The sequence below is a fragment of the Micromonospora sp. NPDC048040 genome, assembly GCF_055587185.1.
Genome location: NZ_JBVJGT010000005.1, coordinates 127,503 through 145,571, shown reverse-complemented (window position 1 = coordinate 145,571; position 18,069 = coordinate 127,503). Strand labels below are relative to the sequence as shown.

The following is an 18,069-nucleotide window of genomic DNA, read 5'->3' as shown; positions in this document are numbered from 1 at the left end:
GGATGGACGGGTGCGGGCGGCCCGGTTGATCTCGTTGGTGTTGCTGCTCCAGGCGCGGGAGACGATGACCGCGGCCGAGCTGGCGCGGGAGTTGGAGGTGTCCGAGCGGACCGTCTACCGGGACGTGCTGGCGCTCTCCGCCGCCGGGGTGCCGGTCTACTCCGACCGGGGGCGGGCCGGCGGCTACCGGCTGCTCGGCGGCTACCGGACCCGGTTGACCGGGCTGACCCGGGACGAGGCGGAGGCGCTCTTCCTGGCCGGACTGCGCGGGCCGGCCGGCGACATGGGGCTCGCCGACGCGGTGGCCTCGGCCGAGTTGAAGGTGCTGGCCGCGCTGCCGCCCGCGCTGCGCGACGCGCCGGCCCGCACCGGGCAGCGGTTCCACCTGGACGTGCCGGGCTGGTTCCGGGAGGTGGGGCCGCCGCCGTGGCTGACCGACCTGGCCGGGGCGGTCTGGCGGGACCGGGTGGTCGAGCTGCGCTACCGGCGCGGGGACCGCGAGGTCACCCGGAAGGTGTCCCCGTACGGCCTGGTGCTCAAGAGCGGCGTCTGGTACCTGGTGGGCCGGGTCGGCGACGACGTGCGCACGTACCGGGTGGACCGGGTGACCGACGTCGCGGTGAGCGGGGAGACCTTCGCCCGGGACGAGGGCTTCGACCTGGCCCGGTACTGGCGGGAGCAGGCCGAGGCGTTCCTCCGGGGCATGCTGCGGGACCAGGTCACCGTCCGGCTGAGCCCCGCCGGCCTGCGCCAGCTCCGGCACCTGGCCGACGCCCCCTTCGCGTACGACGAGGCGGTCGCCGCCGCCGACGGTCCCGACGGGCAGGGCTGGGTGACGACCCGGCTGCCCGTCGAGTCCGTCGACGTGGCGTACAGCCAGTTGCTGGGGTTGGGGCCGGAGGTCGAGGTACTCGACCCGCCGGGGCTGCGGGCGCGACTCGCCGAGGCCACGTCCCGCGCCGCCACGCTCTACGCGACACGGCCCCAGCCCGGGACGGCGCGGACCGACGCCGACGGTCAGCGGTAGCCGGTGACGTCGGCCGGCTTGCCGACGTCCTGCACCTCGACTATGTACCGCCAGGCGTCCGGGCGACTGCCGTCGAGGTCGGTGAAGCCGTACACCTTGGCCAGCTCGCCGCTGGAGACGGACTTCCCGTTCCAGCGGGCCCGGTCGTCGTCGGCGGCCAGGGCGGCCACCGCGCGCCCGACGAACACCGGCGACTCCGAGATGGCGAAGTGCGGCTCCTTCTCCAGGGCGTCCCGCCAGTTCTCCTCGGTGACCCCGAAGAGCTCCAGCATCGCCTCCGACCGGAGCCAGCCCGGGGTCAGCGCGACGGCGGTACACCCGTGCGGCTTCAGCTCGTGCGCCCAACTCGCCGCGAGCCGGTTCACCGAGACCTTCGCGAGGTCGTAGAAGACCGAGAGCCGGTAGTTGGCGTCGTTGTACTCCCTGGTGCCGTCGCCGACCTCCACCACCAGGCCACCGGGGCGGCGGACCAGCAGCGGAAGGGCGAAGTGGCTGGTGATGATGTGCGTGTCGACCGCCAGCCGCAGGGTGCGGAAGCCCGCGTCCAGCGGCTGCTCCCAGACCGGCTTCTCCCAGGTGATCAGCGGGTCGCCGCCCCAGATGTCGTTCACCAGCACGTCGAGCCGGCCCTGCTCGGCGTCGATCCGGGCGACCAGGTCGCGCACCTGCTCGGGGACGAGGTGGTCGACCCGGACGGCGATGCCGGTGCCGCCGGCCGCCGTGACCAGCTCGGCGGTCTCCTCGATGGTCTCCGGCCGGTCCATCTCGGAGCGGCCGGCCCGGGTGCTGCGGCCGGTGGCGTAGACGGTGGCGCCGGCCGCGCCCAACTGGACGGCGATCTGCCGGCCGGCGCCCCGTGTCGCCCCGGCGACGAGCGCGATCTTCCCTGTCAGCGGTGTCGTCATGCCCGCCAGCCTGTCAGCGATACCTGACAGCGGAAGTCCGGTTTTCCGCACCCGGGCCGTGCGTCATGCTCGACGGCATGCACCTGCTGCTCTCCGGCATCGTCGGCTCGGTCGCGTACGGGCTGGCCGGTCCTGGCTCCGACGTCGACCGGATCGGCGTCTTCGCCGCGCCCACCGTCGCGTTCCACGGCCTGCGCCCGCCCCGCGAGTCGGTGGTGACCACCGACCCCGACACGACCCTGCACGAGGCCGCGAAATGGTGCCGGCTCGCGTTGAGCGGCAACCCGACCGCCACCGAGCTGGCCTGGCTGCCGGACGACTGCTACGAGACCCGGACGGAGTTCGGCGACCGGTTGATCGCCATCCGGTCGGCGTTCCTCAGCGCACCCCGCGTCCGCGACGCCTACCTCGGCTACGCCGGCCAGCAGTTCCGCAAGCTGGAGTCCCGGGGCGACGGCACGTTCTCGGCCGACACGCGGCGGCGGACCGCCAAGCACGCCCGGCACCTGGCCCGGCTGGTGCACCAGGGCCGGCTGCTCTACACGACCGGCGTGCTGGAGATCCGGCTCGCCGACCCCGGGTGGTTCCGGGCATTCGGCGATCGGGTGGCCGACGGCGAACTGGAGGAGGCGCGCACGCTGCTCGCCGAGGCGGAACGCGACTTCGACCGCGCCCGCTCCCCGCTGCCGGACCGCCCGGACGAGGCCACCGGGGAACGCTGGCTGCTCGACGTCCGCGCCGCCCACCTGCCGCCCGGGCTGACCGCGCCCTGACCCGCGCCCCCCGAAAGGTCGGCGGGCGGCGGATCGACGACCTGGATGCGCCGCCGGGCCTGCCCCCGTTCGTGGGGCAGCTCGACAGGGCGCGGCAGGACGGGTCTGCGTAGCTGGCCGACCACCGCGCCCCGCGCTGAGCCCCACCGGAAACCCCGCCGCACGGAGGATCTGGCCGGCCGCCGGACCGGGCCGCAATACGGTTGGGCCGGCCGGAGCGCGCTGTTAGTCTGCTCGGGCGTCCTCGATCTTGGAAGGGAGGTGGGCACCGTGTCCATCACGACATCGCTCTGCTCCCACCCGGCCGCGAGGACGCCACGGTCCTGACCCGGGAGCACGTCGCACCCGGAAGGATCCCCATGACCGACCTGGTCATCCGCCCGCTCACCGTGGGCGAGGAAGAACTGTTCGACTCGCTGCCCGACCCCGGGCTGGTGGGCCGCGCCGCGTTCGGCGAGAACTACTCCGACATGGCCGCCGACGGCCAGTACCGTCCCGAGTGGAGCTGGGTGGCCCTGCGCGGCGACGTGGTGGTGGCCCGCGCCGCCTGGTGGGGCGGGCCGGACGACGTCGCGCCGCTGGCCCTCGACTGGTTCGACTTCACCGACCGGGAGGCGGCGGTCCGGCTGCTCCGGACCGCGCCGCTGCGGGCCGAGTACTCGCTCTCGGTGCCGCCCGGCTGGCGGGACGACCCGGCAGTCCGCGCCCAGGCCGGGGCCCGGATCGACGCCGCGACGGCAGCCGGCATGTCGGTGCTCGTCGAGCGGTACCGCTACCGCTGGAAGCCGGAGTGCGGGCTGCCCGCCCGCCCCGGCCGGCTGGAGTTCCGACCGGAGCCGGACGACGCCGTGATCCTCGACGTGCTGCGCCGGGTGGGCGAGGAGAGCCTCGACGCGCACACCCGGCACACCACCGCCGAGCACGGGCCGGACGCGGCGGCGCAGGAGGAACTCGACCTGTTGCGCTGGCTGCCGAGCCCGCGCGACTGGTGGCGGCTGGCCTGGACGCCCGACGGCGAACTGGTCGGCGTCACCGTGCCGGCCCGCAACCACAGCGACCCCATCGTCGGCTTCGTCGGCGTGGTGCCCGAGCAGCGCGGGCACGGGTACGCGTACGACCTGCTGGTCGAGGCCACCCACCTGCTCGTGGAGGAGGGGGTGGACCGGATCGTGGCGGCCACCGACCAGACGAACCACCCGATGGCCGCCACCTTCGCCAGGGCGGGCTACCCGATCGAGCGGGAACGGATCGACCTGGTGTGACGGCTCGGCTCCCGGCGTCGGTGTCCGGCGCCGGGAGCCACCGGGTCAGTCGGTCAGCCGTACGCGGACGCGGCGGTTGGCGCGGCCCTTGCTCTCCACCTTGACCACCTGCACCTTGCCGATCTGGGCGGTGGAGGCGACGTGCGTGCCGCCGTCGGCCTGGACGTCCAGCCCGACGATGTCGACGATCCGGACCTCCTGCTCGTCGGGCGGGATCAGGTTGGACTGGGTCCGGATGATGTCCGGCAGGGCGAGCGCCTCGGCCCGGGGCAGCACCCGCACGGCGACCGCCCGGTCGGCGGCCACCTCGGCGTTGACCAGCTCCTCGATGCGGCTCTTGAAGTCGGGCGGCACCTCGGGCAGGTTGAAGTCCATCCGGGCCTCGCCCGGCTCCATGTTGCCGCCGGTGACGAGCGCGCCGAAGTCGCGGAACACCACTCCGCAGAGCACGTGCAGCCCGGAGTGGGTCCGCATCAGCCGGGTGCGCCGCTCGTCCTCGACAGCACCGGTCACCGCGGTGCCGGCCGGTGGCAGCGGGTCGCCCTCGGCCGGGATCAGCCAGAGGTCGTCGCCCTTGCGGGTGCCGACGATCCGGGTCTGCACCCCCTGCCAGAGCAGTACGCCGTGGTCCGGCGGTTGTCCGCCACCGCCCGGGTAGAACGCCGACCGGTCCAGCACGATGCCCTGCTCCGGGTCGGCGTGCAACACGGTGCACTCCCACTCCCGCAGCGTCGGGTCGGCGAGGTCCAGCCGGTGCGTACGACCGTGGTGTGTGACGCCCATGTCAGGGCACACTACTCGTTGAGGAAGGCGGATATCCGGCTGCGCAGGTCGGCGCGTTCGGTCCAGAGGACGCCGGGCCGGTCGTACACGTGCAGGGTGGCCCGGGGCAGCGCGGCCGCGAGCTGCTCGGCGACCTCGGCCGGGTGCAGGTCGTCGCCGGCGCAGCCGATCACCAGGGCGGGCGCGGTGACCGCGGCCAGCGACCCGGCGTCGCGCAGCGGCGCCTGCTCGGGCAGGCTGGCGAGCCCGGGGGCGAGCCCGTCGCGGAGGAGCTGGTCGAGCCGCTGGCGCAGGTAGGCCCAGCCGGCCGGGGTGTTGCGCACCGCCGGCGGCAACTCCGCCTGGACCACGTCGGCGACAGCGGAGGCGTCCCCGCTCTCCACGGCGTCGAACAGCTCGGTCAGCCGTGATCGGGCGACCTCGCCACGCGGCCGGTCCAGCACCGCCGGCAGGAAGAAGACCAGCCGCTCGAAGCGTTCGGGGCTCTCGGCGAGCAGCCGGCAGAGCGCACCCGCGCCGAGGCTGGCGCCGAAGGCCCGGGTGGCGCCGCCCAGGTCGGCGACCGCGCGCAGGTCGCGGGCGAGGTCCAGGTAGCTCCACGGGCCGGGCGGCGCGTCGGAGCGGCCGTGCCCGCGGAACTGGAAGAAGAGCTTGCGGCCGGTCACCCCGCTGCCGAACGGCCGGGTGGTGGCGATGCCGTTGCCCAGCCCGTGGGCGAACACGGTGGTCGGGTCACCCGCCCCGGTGACGAGTTGCTCCAGCCGTACGCCGTGCGGCGTGGCGACCAGCTCGGTCTCCGGCTCGGGCAGGGCCGGCCTGCCGGTGCGCGGGGCACCGGGGCCGGGCCCCCAGGTGCGGGGCCCGCCGTCCGGCGGGGGCGGCCAGCGGAAACCTCTCACCAGGACCCTCTGCCGTCGCTCAGGTCGCGCAGGCCGACCCGGACGTCGAGCAGGTAGATGAGGCCCGCCGCGATGCCGATCAGGCCGAAGAGGCTGATCGGCCCGAAGCCGAGCAGGGTCAGCACCAGGCAGACGGCCAGGATGGCGACCCAGCCGCCCTTGGGCAGGGTGCCGATGGCGGCGAAGGCGTCGGAGCGCTGGGTGATGGCGTGCACCAGGGCGACGCCCTGCACGATCAACGCGAACACGAGCAGGATCAGCTCGATCACGTAGCGGACTTCGAAGGCGAAGAGCGGCGCGGCGTGGGCCATGACGGCAAGCTTATGCCGGCGACCCCGGAAACGTCCGACAGGACGCCTCCGGGGTCGCCGGCGCAGCGGGACTACTCGGCGGCCGGGCGGGTCCGCTTGGTGGCCCGGGGCAGCTTCGCCGACGGCGTGGCGGCCGGCTTGGCGGCGGTCTTGGTGGCCCGGGGCGCCCGGGTCGCCTTCTTGGCGGCGGTCTTGGCGGCGGCCGGCTTGGCCTCCACGACCTCGGCCACGTCGGCCGGCGTCGGCACCTCGACGGTGGTCGGGGCGGCCGGCGTCGGCACCTCGGCGGCGGTCGGGACGGCCGGCGTCGTCGCGGCGGTCCCGGCCGGCTCGACCTCGGCCTCGGTGGCCTCGATGTCGGCGTTCACGGTCTCGGCGGCCTCCAGCACGCCGGCGCCGACGACCCGCTCACCCCGGGCGACCAGCGCGACGTACGCGGCCTGCGCCCGCTCCTGCGCGGCCTGGGCGCCGGCGACCACCACGGCGGCGTTGCGGGTCGCCACCTCGCGCAGCTTGTCGAGGTCCGCGACCTCGCGCAGCTTGTCCAGGTCCGCGACCTCGCGGAGCTTGTCGAGGTCCGCGACCTCGCGCAGCTTGTCGAGGTCGGCCGCCTCGCGGAGGCGCTTCAGGTCGAGGTCGGACGAGGCGGCCTTCTCGCGCAGGCCGCTGGCGGTCAGGTTCGCCGTGCGCAACGTGTCGTTGGCCTTCTGCCGCAGCTCGAAGCCGGTCACGACGGCCTTGCCGCCCAGGTCGGCGACGACCTCGGTCACCACGGCGGGAAGCTTGCGGAGCTGCTGGAGGGCCAGCTCGCCCGCGCCGGCGGCGGCGTAGATCGGGGCCGGGATGCGGTGGGTCTTCGGCTGGGTCATCACTTCTCCTCTTCGGCCGCGTCGGCGGCCTTCCGGACCGCCCTGCGGGCGGCCTTCTTCGCGGGGGTGTCGGTCGGAGCGGGGGCGGGGCCGGCCTCGGTGACGGCGACCGACTCGAGGACGGCCTCGGTCGGGGTCCCCTCCGGCGTGGTGGGTCCGGTGGCGGCGAGGTTGGCCAGGTCCGGCGCCTCGGCGGCCCCGGGCGCGCCCGGGGCGGCACCGTCCGGCGTGGCGCCGGCGGCCGCAGCGGTCGCCTCGGCGAGCCGCGCGTTCTCCCGCCGGAACGTCTCGTAGATCTGGGTGAGCGACTGCTTCTGCGCCATCGTCAGGTCGGGGTCGACCGCGATGGCCGCGAGCACGCCCTGGCCCTCCTTGTCGTCGAGCAGCCCGGCGCGCAGGTACATCGCCGGGGTGGAGACCCGCAGCGCGCTGGCGAGCTGCTGGAGCACCTCCGCGCTCGGCTTGCGCAGGCCGCGCTCGATCTGACTGAGGTACGGGTTGCTGACCCCCGCCTGCTCGGCGAGCTGTCGGAGCGAGATCTTCGCGTTGCGGCGCAGGTCGCGAATGAACCCGCCGACGTCGGGAAGGTCTTTACCAGTGGCCATACCCCGACGGTAGCCCGCCCTGCTAGCTCCTGCAAGCAAAGTGCTAACCGGAGTTAGCGAGGTCTCACGTATGCAAGTTGCGTGCCCGATCGTCACCTGCGTACCTTCCTGCGATGACCAAGATCGAGGTGAACGGCGCGGTGCTCGCGTACGACGACACCGGCAGCGGCTCCCCCGTCGTCCTGCTGCACGCGGGGATCGCGGACCGCCGGATGTGGCGGGGACAGATCGGCCCGCTGGCCGAGCGGCACCGGGTGATCGCCCTGGACCTGCGCGGCTACGGCGACTCGGAGCTGCCACCCGCCCCGTTCGCCCACCACGACGACGTGGCGGGGCTGCTCGACGCGCTCGACCTCCCCCGGGCCGCCCTGGTCGGCTGCTCGTTCGGCGGCGCGGTCGCCATCGACACCGCGCTGGCCCACCCCGACCGGGTGACCGCGCTCGCCCTGCTCGGCAGCGCCGTCTCCGGACACGAGTGGTCCGAGGAGGCGAACGGCCTCTGGGACACCCTGGTGGGCGAGGTCGACCCGGAGGACTTCGCCGCCAGCGCCGCCGGTGAGGTGCGGTTCTGGGTGGTCGGCCCCGGACGCCGCCCCGAGGACGTCGACCCGGAGCTGGTCGCGTTCGCCGTCGAGATGGACCAGCGGGCGCTCGCCGCCGAGCAGGCCCTCAGCGCGGTGGATGTCGCCGAACTCGACCCGCCCGCGATCGGGCGCCTCGGCGAGCTGCGGGTGCCGGTCCTGGTCACCGCCGGCGCCGCGGACGTGCCGGACATCAACCGGCTCGCCGACCGGATCGCGGCCGAGGCGCCGGGCGCGACCCGCCTGCCCGACGTGCCGGACGCGGCCCACCTGCTGCCGCTGGAGCGTCCCGCCCCGGTCAACGCCGCCCTGCTCGATTTCCTGCCCTGACGCCCGACCCGGCCCGGCGCCCGGCGCCGGGCCGTCGGCGCGCTGACCGTCGTGGCATCGCCGGGCTGGGCGTCGCGGCGTCGCCGAGCAGGGGGTCGCGGCGTGGCGGGGCAGGTCGCCGCAGCGGCGGCGGCTACCAGACGGGGCGTACGGCGCCGACCGGGAGGCCGCCGCCGAAGAGGGGCACCTCGGCGTACTCGGCCAGCACCGGGGCGTCCAGGCCGAGGCGGCGCAGGGCGGAGACCAGCACCGGCATCCGCGCCCGGCCCGCACCGTCGTCGATCTTGAGGGCGACCGCGCCGGTCCCGGGCACCGCGACGGCGATGACGCCCTCGGCGCCCACCTTGGCGAGCAGCCCGGGGACGCCGCGCATCAGCCGGGTGTCGTCGGCCTGCGTGCCGCCGACGATCTCCGGATGGGCGCGCATCGCGTCGGCCACCGTCCGGGGCGCGGAGCCGGGCTCCGCCGAGACCAGCCGGAGGTACGCCCCGGCCAGGCCGGTCAGCGACACCGCGAGCACGGGAGCGCCGCAGCCGTCGACCCCGACCGCCGCCGCCCGCTCACCGGTGAACTCCTCGACCGCGTCGCGGAGCCGCTGCTGCAACGGGTGCTCCGGGCGCCAGTACCCGTCGAGCGGCCAGCCGGCCGCCAGGCAGGTCAGCAGCATCCCGCTGTGCTTGCCGGAGCAGTTCATCTGCGTACGGGTGGGACCGCCGCCGGCGCGCAGCACGGCGGCCCGCGCGTCCTCGCCCACCGGCAGCTCCGGCGGGCAGTGCAGGGCCGACTCGTCCAGCCCCGCGCCGGCCAGCAGCGCGCCGACCCGGGCCAGGTGGAAGTCCTCCCCGGCGTGGCTGGCCACGACCATCGCCACGTCCGCCGGGTCGGTCAGCGACAGTCCGGCGCGGAGCATCCCGACCGCCTGCATCGGCTTGTTGGACGAGCGAGGGAAGACCGGGGAGGTCACGTCCCCGGCACCGGCCACCGACGCGCCGTCGGCGTCGAGCACCACCACCGAACCCCGGTGCACGCCCTCGACGAACCCGGACCGGACCACCTCGGCGAGCGGCACGCCGCCCTCGTACGTCTTTCCCACGGTGTGGACGGTACCGACCGCCCGGCCACCCCCGGCGGGCGGGTGACCAGGCAGTCGGCGTCCGGGCGTACAGGAGTGCCGGCGGAGCCGCCGCTTACCGCCCGGCGGCCGGTACGCCGAGCAGCCCACGCGCCTCGGCGGTGGTCAGCGGCGGCCGCTGGGCGAGTTGGGCGAAGCCGACCGCCCGGGCGACGAGCTGCATGTTGGACTCCACCGGGCGGCCCTTGGCGTAGGTGACCGTGTCCTCCATGCCGACGCGAAGGTGCCCGCCGGCCGAGAGCGACGCCAGCATGACCGGGATGGTGCTGCGGCCGATGCCGGTGGCCGAGAAGGTCGTGCCCTCGGGCAGGTCGCGCAGCGCCTGGTGGGCGGCGACCAGCGCCGAGGTGGTGCCCGGCATGCCGCCCGGCACGCCCATCACGAAGTCGACGTGCACGTGCCCGCCGGCCGGCAGGCCGTACTTGCCGAGCAGGCGCTGCAGGGCCGTCAGGTGACCGAGGTCGAAGATCTCGTACTCCGGCACGATGCCGCGCTCCTGCATCCGGGTGTGCAGGTCGACGATGAACTCCCAACGGTTGAGGAAGACGTCGTCGCCGAAGTTGAGCGTGCCCATCGTGCAGGAGGCCATGTCGGGCCCGGCGTCGAGCACGGCGAGCCGGTCGGCCTCCGGGTCGGTCACCGCGCCGCCGGAGGAGAGCTGCACGATCAGGTCGGTGCTCTCCCGCAGTGCCGCCACGGTCTCCCGCAGCCGCCCCTGGTCCAGGGTCGGCTTCGCCTCGTCGTCGCGGATGTGGACGTGGATCACGGCGGCGCCGAGCGCCTCGCACTCCTTCGCGGTAAGCAGCAGCTCGTCGAGCGTCACCGGCAGCGCCGGCACCTCCGCCTTGGCCGACTCCGCGCCGGTGGGGGCAACCGTGATCAACGTCCCTGTCGTCATGCCCGGATCCTAGACCGAGGTCAGGGAGCCAGTCGACCGGAACTTTTCCGGCCTCAGCGCCGCAAAGGAGAGATTCTTTCGCCGTCGGAGCGCTAGGCCGGATCGATCGCGGCGGCGGTCTCGCCGACGAGCAGGCGGGCGTCGTCGGCGACGTTGCGCTTGACCACGGCCAGGGCGACCTGGCCCAGCTCGTGGTGGTGCACGGCGGTGCCGACGAAGCCGACCGCCCGGCCGTCGAGGGTCACCGGCGTCCCGGCGACCGGCGGCTGGTCGGTGGTGATCCCGTCCAGGTGCAGCAGGACGAGCCGACGCGGCGGCCGGCCCATGTTGTGCACCCGGGCCACGGTCTCCTGGCCCCGGTAGCAGCCCTTGTCGAGGTGCACGGCGGGGGCGACCAGGTCCACCTCGGCCGGGATCGTGCGGTGGTCGGTGTCCACCCCGACCCGGGCCCGCCGGGCGGCCACCCGCACCGCCTCGTACGCCCACAGCCCGGCCACCGGCACCCCGTTGCCGCGCAGCTCGGTGACCACCTGTTCCATCGCGGCCCGGGGCACGAGCAGGTCCACGCCCAACGGGCCGCGTCGCGCCCACCCGCCGACCGGGAGCGGCCTGACGTCGTACAGCGCGGTCGGCCGGGGCGGCACCTCGCCGGCGCGGAACTTCGGGCCGGGCACCGCGACCACGTCGGGTACGGCCAGCCCGGTCACGCCGAGCGTCCCGGCCGCGGCGGGGGCCTCCGGCCCGACCAGCGAGAGCAGCGCGTGCTCGGCGGTCGCGTCGCGCGGCTCGACCCGGCTGAAGAACCGCATCTTCTCCAGGTAGGACAGCAGGCCGGTGGTGGCGCCCGGCTCGGTGTCGAGCCAGGTGGTCACGCCGTCCTCGGCCACCATGGCGTGCTGCTCGACGTGCCCGTGCGGCGAGAGCACCAGCAGCTCGGTGCCCTGACCGGCGGCGAGCTGCGCCAGGTGCTGGGTGGTGAGGGTGTGCAGCCAGCCGATCCGCTCCTCGCCCGGCACCGCGACGACGCCCCGGTGCGAGCGGTCGACCAGACCGACCGCGGTCTCGAGGCTGCGCTGCTCGCGCATCGGGTCGCCGTAGTGCGCGGCCACCCCCCGGACGCCGGCCGCCACGTGCGCCGGCTCGGGCTGGTCCCGGCTGGCCTCGTCGATGCTCTCGACGCTCACCGCGCCCGCGATGTCGATCATTTCCGGTCCCCGTTCTCGCAGCGGTCGCAGACGCCGAAGAGGGAGACGTGGCCGATGTCCACCCGGAACCCGCGCTGCTGCGCCAACCGGTCGGCCAGCGGGCGCAGCAGCTCCGGATCGATCTCGTCGATCGCGCCGCACTCCCGGCAGACAAGGTGGACGTGCTGGTCCTCGCCGGCCGCGTGGTAGGTCGGCGAGCCGTGCGAGAGGTGGGTGTGGGTGACCAGGCCGAGCCGTTCCAGCAGCTCCAGCGTGCGGTAGATGGTGGTGATGTTGACCCCCGCGGCCACCTCCCGGACGGCCGTGTGCACCTGCTCCGGGGTGGCGTGCCCCAGGTCGAGCACGGCCTGGAGGACCAGTTGCCGCTGCGCCGTCAGCCGCAGCCCACGGGCGCGGAGCATTTCCGCGAGGGAGGATTCGGACACCGTCCGATCATAGTTCGCCCGACCGCCCCGGCCGCCGGGTCGAGCGGCCCGTCGAGTTCCCGTGCCACCGGTGACGGCGTCGGGCGGGCGACGGCCTCCCCGCACCGGGCGGCAGCGGGTGCGCAGGCCCGCCGCTACGCTCGGCGGTCATGGTGGCGTCGAGGATCGCCGTGCCGGGGCGCGGGCTGGTGCCGCCCGGGGAGCCGGTGCTGCGCGGCGACGACCGGGGGGTGCTGCACGGCGACGGGCTCTTCGAGACCATGCACCTGCGGGGCGGGCGGCCGTGGCTGCGCGACGCCCACCTGGCCCGGCTGGCCCGGGCGGCGACGGCCGTCGAGCTCCCCCTGCCCCCCACCGACGTGCTGGTCGGCCTGCTGGAGACCGTGAGCGCCGGCTGGCCGGCCGAGGTCGAGGGCGCGCTGCGGCTGGTCTGCACCCGGGGCCCGGAGGACGGCGGCCCGCCGAGCGTCCACGCCACGCTGGGCGAGGTGCCGGCGGCGACCCGGGCGGCCCGCCGGGACGGGATCACCGTCGCCACCCTGCCGCTCGGCGTCGCGGCGCGGGCCCGCGCCGCACTCGACTGGCTGCCCGCCGGGGTCAAGTCGACGTCGTACGCGGTGAGCACCGCCGCCCGCCGCTGGGCGGCCCGCAGCGGGGTGGACGACGCGCTCTGGGTCTCCACCGACGGGTACGCCCTGGAGGGACCGACCGCCAACCTGGTCTGGCTGGCCGGCGACACCCTCCGCACCGTGCCCGCCGCCGAGACGGGCGTGCTGCCGGGCGTGACCGCCGCCTGGCTCCTCGCCCACGCCCACGAACTGGGCCTGCGCGCCGACGAGCGCCTCGTCACCCCGGCCGAGTTGCACTCCGCCGACGGCGTCTGGCTCACCTCGTCCGTCCGTGGCCTGGCGGAGGTCCGCACCCTGGACGCCGTCCCGCTGCGCCGCTCCCCGCACACGCCGGCCCTCCGGGCCCTGCTCGGCTTCCCCCTCCCCTGACCGGGGAGGGGGCGGGTCGGGCGGGTCAGCCGGCCACGCGGGTGAGGCGGGCGGAGAGGTGCGGCGAGAGGCCGTGACCGACGGCGGCCATCTCCTGGGCGTAGAGCAGCGCGCCCTCGACGATGCCGAAGAGGCGGTGACCGGCGGTGACCTCCTTGGCGGTCGCCGTCCGGACCACCGCGTCGGTCACGAACTCGAGCTGGGTGCCCTTGCGCTTGCCGATGTGCAGCTCCATGACCCCGGTCGGCGTGGTCATCAGCGCCTCCAGCTCGTCGGTGACCCGCTCGCCGTCCATCACCGGCCGCCACCAGCCGACCTCACGGCCCGCCGGGCGGACCGGCCGGCTCTGCTCGTCCAGGATCCAGGCGCGCGACTCGTAGAACAGGAACGGCCGGCCGTCGTGGCTGATCCGGATCTCCTGGGCGTAGTCGAAGTCCTCGATCGTCGGGAAGCCGCCCCGGCCACGGCCGCGCCACACCCCGACGTACGGCAGCAGGCCGTCCAGCGACGGGTGCAGCTTCGGGCCGACCCGCAGGTCGTGGCTCTCCTCGTAGGGGTACGGGTCGACCGGCGGCGCGTTCAGCCACGGCGGCGGCTGCAGGGGGTTCTCGTCGCTCACCGGTTCACTCCGCCTCTCCTCGTTCGCGACTGCGGGGCTCGCAAGACCGGCTCACTCCTCGCGCTCACCGTGTCACCTTCGTTCGCGGCTGCGGGGCTCGCAGGACCGGCTCACTCCTCGCGCTCACCGTGTCACCTTCGTTCGCGGCTGCGGGGCTCGCAAGACCGGCTCACTCCTCGCGCTCACCAACGTCCTCTCGATATGCGTACGGCAAGGTAGACCAGGCCACCGGCGAGCGCGCCCAGGCCGGCGACCAGCAGGCTGACGAACCCGATCTCGGTAACCATCGCGACCATCCTATGCTGGGCCCCATGGCCCGCACTCTCGTCGTCAAGGCCACCGCCGGCGCGGACGCCCCCGAGCGGTGTGCCCAGGCCTTCACCGTCGCCGCCACCGCGGCCGCCGCCGGGGTGCACGTGTCGCTCTGGTTGACCGGGGAGTCGACCTGGTTCGCGCTGCCCGGCCGGGCGCAGGAGTTCGAGCTGCCGCACTCGGCCCCGCTGGCCGAGCTGCTGCACGTGATCCTCACGACCGGCACGGTGACCGCCTGCACCCAGTGCGCCGCCCGTCGGGACATCGGCCCGGACGACGTGCTGCCGGGCGTCCGCATCGCCGGCGCGGCGGTCTTCGTCGAGGAGGCGATGGCCGAGGGGGCGCAGGCGCTGGTCTACTGACCTCGCCCCTCGATACCGTCCCGACACTTCGGGCGGATGCCTACGATTCGGAATGTGACCGAGGCGACGGAGCGGTTCTTCGAATCACTGCCGGCGCGCGCCCCGCAGGTGCTGCGCAGTCCGGTCAGCGGGACGATGCAGATCGACCTCGCCCGGGGCAACCAGACGGCGCACTGGCTGGTCCGGCTTCAGCCGGGCGCGATCGACGTCAGCCGCAACCGGGGGCCGGCCGACGCGATCTGGTACACGAGCGAGGAATTGTTCGACCGGCTCGTCACCGGCCGGGCCCAGGCGATCTCGAGCGTGCTGCGCAACGAGAGCAGCTTCAGCGGCGACGTCGTGCTCTTCCTGGCGTTCCGCCGGTTCTTCCCCGACCCGCCCGGCACCCGGGATCCCCGCGAGGTCGCCCGCGAGCAGGCCGGACGGCTGCGGTGAGGGAGTCGGTCAGCATCCTGGACGGCAACACCTTCCTGGTCAGCGACCGGCACGGCGACATCGAGCCGTCCCTCGACTTCCCGACGGGGCTCTTCTCCTTCGACACCCGGTTCCTCTCCACCTGGGTGCTGACCCTCGACGGCGAGCGGCTGCACGCGCTCAGCGTCGACGACGCGGATTCCTTCCGCACCCGCTTCTTCCTCGTCCCGGGCGAGCCGACCCACTACCTGGACGCGAAGGTGTCGGTGATCCGGCGCCGGTCCATCGGCGCCAGCTTCGAGGAGGAACTGACGCTGCTCAACCACGCCGGGACGGAGACGGAGTTCACCGTCCGGTTGGACATGGGCGCCGACTTCGCGGACCTGTTCGAGATCAAGCACGTCCGGCAGAAGCACGGTCACAGCACCGCCACCGTCGGCGACGGCGAGCTGCGCCTCACCTACCGCCGGGAGAACTTCCACCGCGAGACGGTGATCAGCTCCAGCGCGCCCGCGCACGTCGAGGTGTCCGGTATGACCTTCCGGATCCGCCTCGGCCCGCACGGCGAGTGGCGCACCCGGCTGAAGGTGGCCACCGTCATCTACGGGGCGCGCGGCGAGGACATCCGGGCCAACCTGCCGCTGTACGGCGGCAGTCGCACCTCGGATGCGATCCGGGCCGAGCACGACGAGCTGATCGCCCGGGCGCCGAAGCTCGGCTGCGACTGCCAGCCGCTGGCCGGGGCGTACCGGCAGAGCGTGGCCGACCTGGCGGCGCTGCGCTACGAGTCGATCACCCTCGGCGTGCGGCTGATGGCCGCCGGGCTCCCGTGGTTCATGACCCTGTTCGGTCGGGACAGCATCATCACCTCGCTCCAGGTGGTGCCCTTCCTGCCGGAGCTGATCCCGGCGACCATCTTGATGCTGGCCGGCCTCCAGGGTCACCGGATCGACGACTTCCGGGACGAGGAGCCGGGCAAGGTCCTGCACGAGCTGCGCTACGGCGAGACGGCGGGCTTCGAGGAGCAGCCCCACTCGCCGTACTACGGGTCGGCGGACTCCACGCCGCTGTTCGTCATCCTGCTCGACGAGTACGAGCGGTGGACCGGTGACGCCGGGCTGGTGCGGCAGCTGGAGGCCCAGACCCGCGCCGCGCTCGCCTGGATCGACACGTACGGCGACCTGCTCGGGACCGGATACCTGTGGTACCAGACGCGCAACCCGCAGACGGGGCTGCAGAACCAGTGCTGGAAGGACTCCTGGGACTCGATCTCCTACCACGACGGCCGGCTGCCCGGCTTCCCCCGCGCCACCTGCGAACTCCAGGGGTACGCGTACGACGCGAAGATCCGCGGCGCGCGGCTGGCCCGGACGTTCTGGGGCGACCCCGCGTACGCCGACCGGCTGGAGCGGGAGGCGGCCGAGCTGAAGATGCGGTTCAACCGGGACTTCTGGATCCCGGAGCGGGAGTTCTACGCGCTCGCCCTCGACGCCGACGGCCGGCACGTGGACGCGCTCAGCTCCAACATGGGGCACCTGCTGTGGAGCGGCATCGTGGACGAGTCGCGGGCCGGCCGGGTCGCCGAGCACCTGCTGGGCCCGCGGCTCTTCTCCGGCTGGGGCGTCCGGACCCTCGCCGACGACCAGGGGCGGTACAACCCCGTCGGCTACCACGTGGGGACGGTGTGGCCGTTCGACAACTCGATCATCGCCTGGGGCCTGTGGCGGTACGGGTTCCGCCGGGAGGCCAGCCAGATCTGCGAGGCGATGCTTGCCGCGTCCCGGTTCTTCGGGGGGCGGCTGCCGGAGGCCTTCGCCGGCTACGAGCGGAGCCTCACCGAGTACCCGGTGGAGTACCCGACCGCGTGCAGCCCGCAGGCCTGGTCGGCGGGTACCCCGCTGCTGCTGCTACGGGTGATGCTGGGGCTGGAGCCGCAGGGCGAGCACCTGATCATCGATCCCGCCGTGCCCGAGGGGATGGGGCGGGTCGAGCTGCTCGACATCCCCGGCCGCTGGGGTCACGTCGACGCGCTCGGGCGCAGCCGCTCCCCGCACGACCACGCCCCCGGCCACTGACCGTCGGCCTCAGGCCGGACAACCGGTGGTGGCGGAGAGGGCGACCCGGTCGCCCGAGAGACCGGCGACGACCATGACGCCGCCGCTCCGGTAGGCGTACGCCTGGGAGGTGTTCAGCAGCGGGACACGGGCGACGGAGGCGAGCGCGGCGGCCGGGGACGGCGGGGCCGGGACGACCTCGGCGCGGGCGGTGCGGGCGGCGCCGCCGGCGGGGCAGGGCGCGACGACCACCTCGGGGGCCGCTCCGGCCGGGCCGCCGAGGGCCCGCAGCGCCGCCGCCAGGGCCTCGGTCTCCGCGCCGGTGGCGCCGGTCGCCGGCGCGGCGTAGCCGTCGCCGACCGGCCGGCAGCCCGTGTCGGCCGCCAGCCGGACCCGGCCGTCCCCGGCGACCGTGCCCTCGACGGTGACGAACTCGCCCGCGTCGGCGCGCAGCCGCGGGCCGACATCCGAGGTCACCCGGACCCCGGCCCGCCAGTGCCCCGGGAGCCGCTCCGCGACCCGCTCCAGCAGTGCCCGCTCCTGGCCGGCGGGGACGAACACGTCCACCCCACGGGTCAGGACGGCGCCGTCGGCGAACGGGGTGACCCGGCAGCCCCGCTCGATCTCGGGCGGGGTCAGCACGGCGGTGTCGCCGGCCGCCGCGACCAACTCGCCGACCGCGCGGTCGACGACCGGGCCGGCCTCGGCCAGACTGCGCTGCTCCCGGACGGTCGGCGGGTCGTCCCGCACCGACGTCCAGGTGAGCACCGTCAGCAGCACCGCCCAGGCCACGGTGGCGGCGAGCAGCCAGGGCAGCCACCGCCGGGACGCCGGCCGGTCGGGACCGGTGGGCGGGGCCTGCCCCGTCGCTACGACACCGTTCACGACGCCATCGTGTCACGCCGGTGGAACGCGCCCGGAGACGGTCGTGGCCCGCCCCCTCGGCGAGGGGGGCGGGCCACGGGCCGATCAGAGCGTGGGTCAGGAGGCGACGGTGACGGCGACCTCGTTGATGCCCCGGCCGGCGGTCACGGCGGTGTCGCCGTTGCCGTGCCGGGAGAGCGCCCGCAGGGTCCAGGTGCCCGGCGCGGCGAAGAACCGGAACTGGCCGGCCGGCGACGTCACCACCTCGGCGGTGAACTCACCGGTCGAGTCGAGCAGCCGGACGTACGCGCCCGGCACGGCCTCGCCCGCGTCGGACCGGACGACGCCGGTGATCACGGTCTCCTTCTCCAGGTCGAGGCTCGCGGGCAGCGGGGCGGCCTGGTCGGGAGCGGCGCAGCCGGCAGCGGTGGGTGCGGTCAT

The 18,069-nt window shown here is 74.7% G+C and carries 22 protein-coding genes; 8 read left to right on the top strand and 14 right to left on the bottom strand.

The window, feature by feature from the left end:
• The first annotated feature begins 10 nt into the window (after positions 1-10).
• Entirely contained in the window at positions 11-1,027 is a 1,017-nt protein-coding gene (locus ACZ6O2_RS08700) for a helix-turn-helix transcriptional regulator (protein ID WP_466022457.1), read from the top strand.
• On the opposite strand, the gene ACZ6O2_RS08695 is transcribed toward ACZ6O2_RS08700, so the two are convergent.
• Positions 1,018-1,932, bottom strand: coding sequence for an SDR family oxidoreductase (locus tag ACZ6O2_RS08695; protein ID WP_350706967.1), 915 nt, complete (start codon positions 1,930-1,932; stop codon positions 1,018-1,020). The two genes, ACZ6O2_RS08700 and ACZ6O2_RS08695, sit on opposite strands and share 10 nt — an antisense overlap.
• 77 nt (positions 1,933-2,009) lie before the next feature.
• On the opposite strand from ACZ6O2_RS08695, the gene ACZ6O2_RS08690 reads away from it, so the two are divergent.
• Both ACZ6O2_RS08690 and ACZ6O2_RS08685 read left to right on the top strand, forming a co-directional pair.
• The gene (locus ACZ6O2_RS08690; protein WP_466022510.1) at positions 2,010-2,705 is read left to right on the top strand and encodes a nucleotidyltransferase domain-containing protein; all 696 of its coding nucleotides are present in this window, start codon (positions 2,010-2,012) and stop codon (positions 2,703-2,705) included.
• A 359-nt stretch (positions 2,706-3,064) separates the two neighbouring features.
• Complete coding sequence (locus ACZ6O2_RS08685) at positions 3,065-3,967, top strand: GNAT family N-acetyltransferase (RefSeq protein ID WP_466022456.1); 903 nt, start codon at positions 3,065-3,067, stop codon at positions 3,965-3,967.
• Positions 3,968-4,012: 45 nt separating this feature from the next.
• On the opposite strand, the gene ACZ6O2_RS08680 is transcribed toward ACZ6O2_RS08685, so the two are convergent.
• The 5 genes from ACZ6O2_RS08680 to ACZ6O2_RS08660 form a co-directional block, all read right to left on the bottom strand.
• A complete protein-coding gene (locus ACZ6O2_RS08680; protein ID WP_350706963.1) occupies positions 4,013-4,750 on the bottom strand; it encodes an alanyl-tRNA editing protein in 738 nt (245 codons plus the stop codon).
• Positions 4,751-4,761: 11 nt separating this feature from the next.
• Positions 4,762-5,649: an alpha/beta fold hydrolase gene (locus ACZ6O2_RS08675; protein ID WP_350706961.1), complete on the bottom strand. Its 888-nt coding sequence runs from the start codon at positions 5,647-5,649 to the stop codon at positions 4,762-4,764.
• A complete protein-coding gene (locus tag ACZ6O2_RS08670; protein ID WP_350706959.1) occupies positions 5,646-5,960 on the bottom strand; it encodes a DUF2516 family protein in 315 nt (104 codons plus the stop codon). Before ACZ6O2_RS08670 ends, ACZ6O2_RS08675 begins: the two co-directional genes overlap by 4 nt.
• A 71-nt stretch (positions 5,961-6,031) precedes the next feature.
• Positions 6,032-6,829 (bottom strand): hypothetical protein, encoded by a 798-nt coding sequence (locus tag ACZ6O2_RS08665; RefSeq protein ID WP_466022455.1) that lies wholly within the window; start codon positions 6,827-6,829, stop codon positions 6,032-6,034.
• Positions 6,829-7,434, bottom strand: a complete 606-nt coding sequence (locus ACZ6O2_RS08660; protein WP_350706955.1) for a helix-turn-helix domain-containing protein — start codon at positions 7,432-7,434, stop codon at positions 6,829-6,831. Before ACZ6O2_RS08660 ends, ACZ6O2_RS08665 begins: the two co-directional genes overlap by 1 nt.
• Before the next feature lie 113 nt (positions 7,435-7,547).
• Between ACZ6O2_RS08660 and ACZ6O2_RS08655 the strand changes: the two genes are divergently transcribed.
• The gene (locus ACZ6O2_RS08655) at positions 7,548-8,345 is read left to right on the top strand and encodes an alpha/beta fold hydrolase (RefSeq protein WP_466022454.1); all 798 of its coding nucleotides are present in this window, start codon (positions 7,548-7,550) and stop codon (positions 8,343-8,345) included.
• Between the two features lie 133 nt (positions 8,346-8,478).
• Here ACZ6O2_RS08655 and ACZ6O2_RS08650 read toward each other — a convergent pair whose 3' ends face one another.
• From ACZ6O2_RS08650 to ACZ6O2_RS08635, 4 genes are all read right to left on the bottom strand, one after another.
• On the bottom strand, positions 8,479-9,438 hold the full coding sequence (locus ACZ6O2_RS08650) for an asparaginase (RefSeq protein WP_466022453.1): 960 nt from the start codon (positions 9,436-9,438) through the stop codon (positions 8,479-8,481).
• Between the two features lie 94 nt (positions 9,439-9,532).
• Positions 9,533-10,375, bottom strand: coding sequence for a beta-keto acid cleavage family enzyme (locus tag ACZ6O2_RS08645; protein WP_393457279.1), 843 nt, complete (start codon positions 10,373-10,375; stop codon positions 9,533-9,535).
• Between the two features lie 92 nt (positions 10,376-10,467).
• Positions 10,468-11,580, bottom strand: coding sequence for a CAF17-like 4Fe-4S cluster assembly/insertion protein YgfZ (ygfZ, locus tag ACZ6O2_RS08640; RefSeq protein WP_466022452.1), 1,113 nt, complete (start codon positions 11,578-11,580; stop codon positions 10,468-10,470).
• Entirely contained in the window at positions 11,577-12,005 is a 429-nt protein-coding gene (locus tag ACZ6O2_RS08635) for a Fur family transcriptional regulator (protein WP_350706946.1), read from the bottom strand. The genes ygfZ and ACZ6O2_RS08635 overlap by 4 nt, the downstream gene beginning before the upstream one ends.
• Positions 12,006-12,154: 149 nt before the next feature.
• On the opposite strand from ACZ6O2_RS08635, the gene ACZ6O2_RS08630 reads away from it, so the two are divergent.
• Complete coding sequence (locus ACZ6O2_RS08630; protein WP_466022451.1) at positions 12,155-13,003, top strand: aminotransferase class IV; 849 nt, start codon at positions 12,155-12,157, stop codon at positions 13,001-13,003.
• Between the two features lie 25 nt (positions 13,004-13,028).
• On the opposite strand, the gene ACZ6O2_RS08625 is transcribed toward ACZ6O2_RS08630, so the two are convergent.
• Both ACZ6O2_RS08625 and mtfM read right to left on the bottom strand, forming a co-directional pair.
• Positions 13,029-13,622 (bottom strand): heme-binding beta-barrel domain-containing protein, encoded by a 594-nt coding sequence (locus ACZ6O2_RS08625; RefSeq protein ID WP_350706942.1) that lies wholly within the window; start codon positions 13,620-13,622, stop codon positions 13,029-13,031.
• Between the two features lie 182 nt (positions 13,623-13,804).
• Complete coding sequence (mtfM, locus tag ACZ6O2_RS08620; protein WP_267897534.1) at positions 13,805-13,909, bottom strand: small membrane protein MtfM; 105 nt, start codon at positions 13,907-13,909, stop codon at positions 13,805-13,807.
• Positions 13,910-13,921: 12 nt separating this feature from the next.
• On the opposite strand from mtfM, the gene ACZ6O2_RS08615 reads away from it, so the two are divergent.
• The 3 genes from ACZ6O2_RS08615 to ACZ6O2_RS08605 are packed head-to-tail and all read left to right on the top strand — an operon-like array spanning position 13,922 to position 16,785.
• The gene (locus ACZ6O2_RS08615) at positions 13,922-14,296 is read left to right on the top strand and encodes a DsrE family protein (protein WP_350706940.1); all 375 of its coding nucleotides are present in this window, start codon (positions 13,922-13,924) and stop codon (positions 14,294-14,296) included.
• A gap of 54 nt (positions 14,297-14,350) precedes the next feature.
• A complete protein-coding gene (locus tag ACZ6O2_RS08610) occupies positions 14,351-14,731 on the top strand; it encodes an SCP2 sterol-binding domain-containing protein (protein ID WP_466022450.1) in 381 nt (126 codons plus the stop codon).
• Positions 14,728-16,785 carry an amylo-alpha-1,6-glucosidase gene (locus ACZ6O2_RS08605; protein WP_466022449.1) on the top strand — a complete coding sequence of 686 codons (2,058 nt, stop codon included), beginning with the start codon at positions 14,728-14,730 and terminating at the stop codon, positions 16,783-16,785. The genes ACZ6O2_RS08610 and ACZ6O2_RS08605 overlap by 4 nt, the downstream gene beginning before the upstream one ends.
• 9 nt (positions 16,786-16,794) lie before the next feature.
• Here ACZ6O2_RS08605 and ACZ6O2_RS08600 read toward each other — a convergent pair whose 3' ends face one another.
• Together ACZ6O2_RS08600 and ACZ6O2_RS08595 are read right to left on the bottom strand one after the other, a co-directional pair.
• A complete protein-coding gene (locus ACZ6O2_RS08600; protein ID WP_466022448.1) occupies positions 16,795-17,649 on the bottom strand; it encodes a hypothetical protein in 855 nt (284 codons plus the stop codon).
• 96 nt (positions 17,650-17,745) lie between these two features.
• Entirely contained in the window at positions 17,746-18,069 is a 324-nt protein-coding gene (locus ACZ6O2_RS08595; protein ID WP_350684595.1) for a DUF1416 domain-containing protein, read from the bottom strand.

What these genes read in the sequence shown, in the direction of transcription:
- ACZ6O2_RS08695 (WP_350706967.1), bottom strand. Translation starts at nt 1,932, where the DNA reads ATGACGACACCGCTGACAGGGAAGATCGCGCTCGTCGCCGGGGCGACA.
- ACZ6O2_RS08690 (WP_466022510.1), top strand. Translation starts at nt 2,010, where the DNA reads ATGCACCTGCTGCTCTCCGGCATCGTCGGCTCGGTCGCGTACGGGCTG.
- ACZ6O2_RS08685 (WP_466022456.1), top strand. Translation starts at nt 3,065, where the DNA reads ATGACCGACCTGGTCATCCGCCCGCTCACCGTGGGCGAGGAAGAACTG.
- ACZ6O2_RS08680 (WP_350706963.1), bottom strand. Translation starts at nt 4,750, where the DNA reads ATGGGCGTCACACACCACGGTCGTACGCACCGGCTGGACCTCGCCGAC.
- ACZ6O2_RS08670 (WP_350706959.1), bottom strand. Translation starts at nt 5,960, where the DNA reads ATGGCCCACGCCGCGCCGCTCTTCGCCTTCGAAGTCCGCTACGTGATC.
- ACZ6O2_RS08665 (WP_466022455.1), bottom strand. Translation starts at nt 6,829, where the DNA reads ATGACCCAGCCGAAGACCCACCGCATCCCGGCCCCGATCTACGCCGCC.
- ACZ6O2_RS08660 (WP_350706955.1), bottom strand. Translation starts at nt 7,434, where the DNA reads ATGGCCACTGGTAAAGACCTTCCCGACGTCGGCGGGTTCATTCGCGAC.
- ACZ6O2_RS08655 (WP_466022454.1), top strand. Translation starts at nt 7,548, where the DNA reads ATGACCAAGATCGAGGTGAACGGCGCGGTGCTCGCGTACGACGACACC.
- ACZ6O2_RS08645 (WP_393457279.1), bottom strand. Translation starts at nt 10,375, where the DNA reads ATGACGACAGGGACGTTGATCACGGTTGCCCCCACCGGCGCGGAGTCG.
- ygfZ (WP_466022452.1), bottom strand. Translation starts at nt 11,580, where the DNA reads ATGATCGACATCGCGGGCGCGGTGAGCGTCGAGAGCATCGACGAGGCC.
- ACZ6O2_RS08630 (WP_466022451.1), top strand. Translation starts at nt 12,155, where the DNA reads ATGGTGGCGTCGAGGATCGCCGTGCCGGGGCGCGGGCTGGTGCCGCCC.
- mtfM (WP_267897534.1), bottom strand. Translation starts at nt 13,909, where the DNA reads ATGGTTACCGAGATCGGGTTCGTCAGCCTGCTGGTCGCCGGCCTGGGC.
- ACZ6O2_RS08615 (WP_350706940.1), top strand. Translation starts at nt 13,922, where the DNA reads ATGCTGGGCCCCATGGCCCGCACTCTCGTCGTCAAGGCCACCGCCGGC.
- ACZ6O2_RS08595 (WP_350684595.1), bottom strand. Translation starts at nt 18,069, where the DNA reads ATGACCGCACCCACCGCTGCCGGCTGCGCCGCTCCCGACCAGGCCGCC.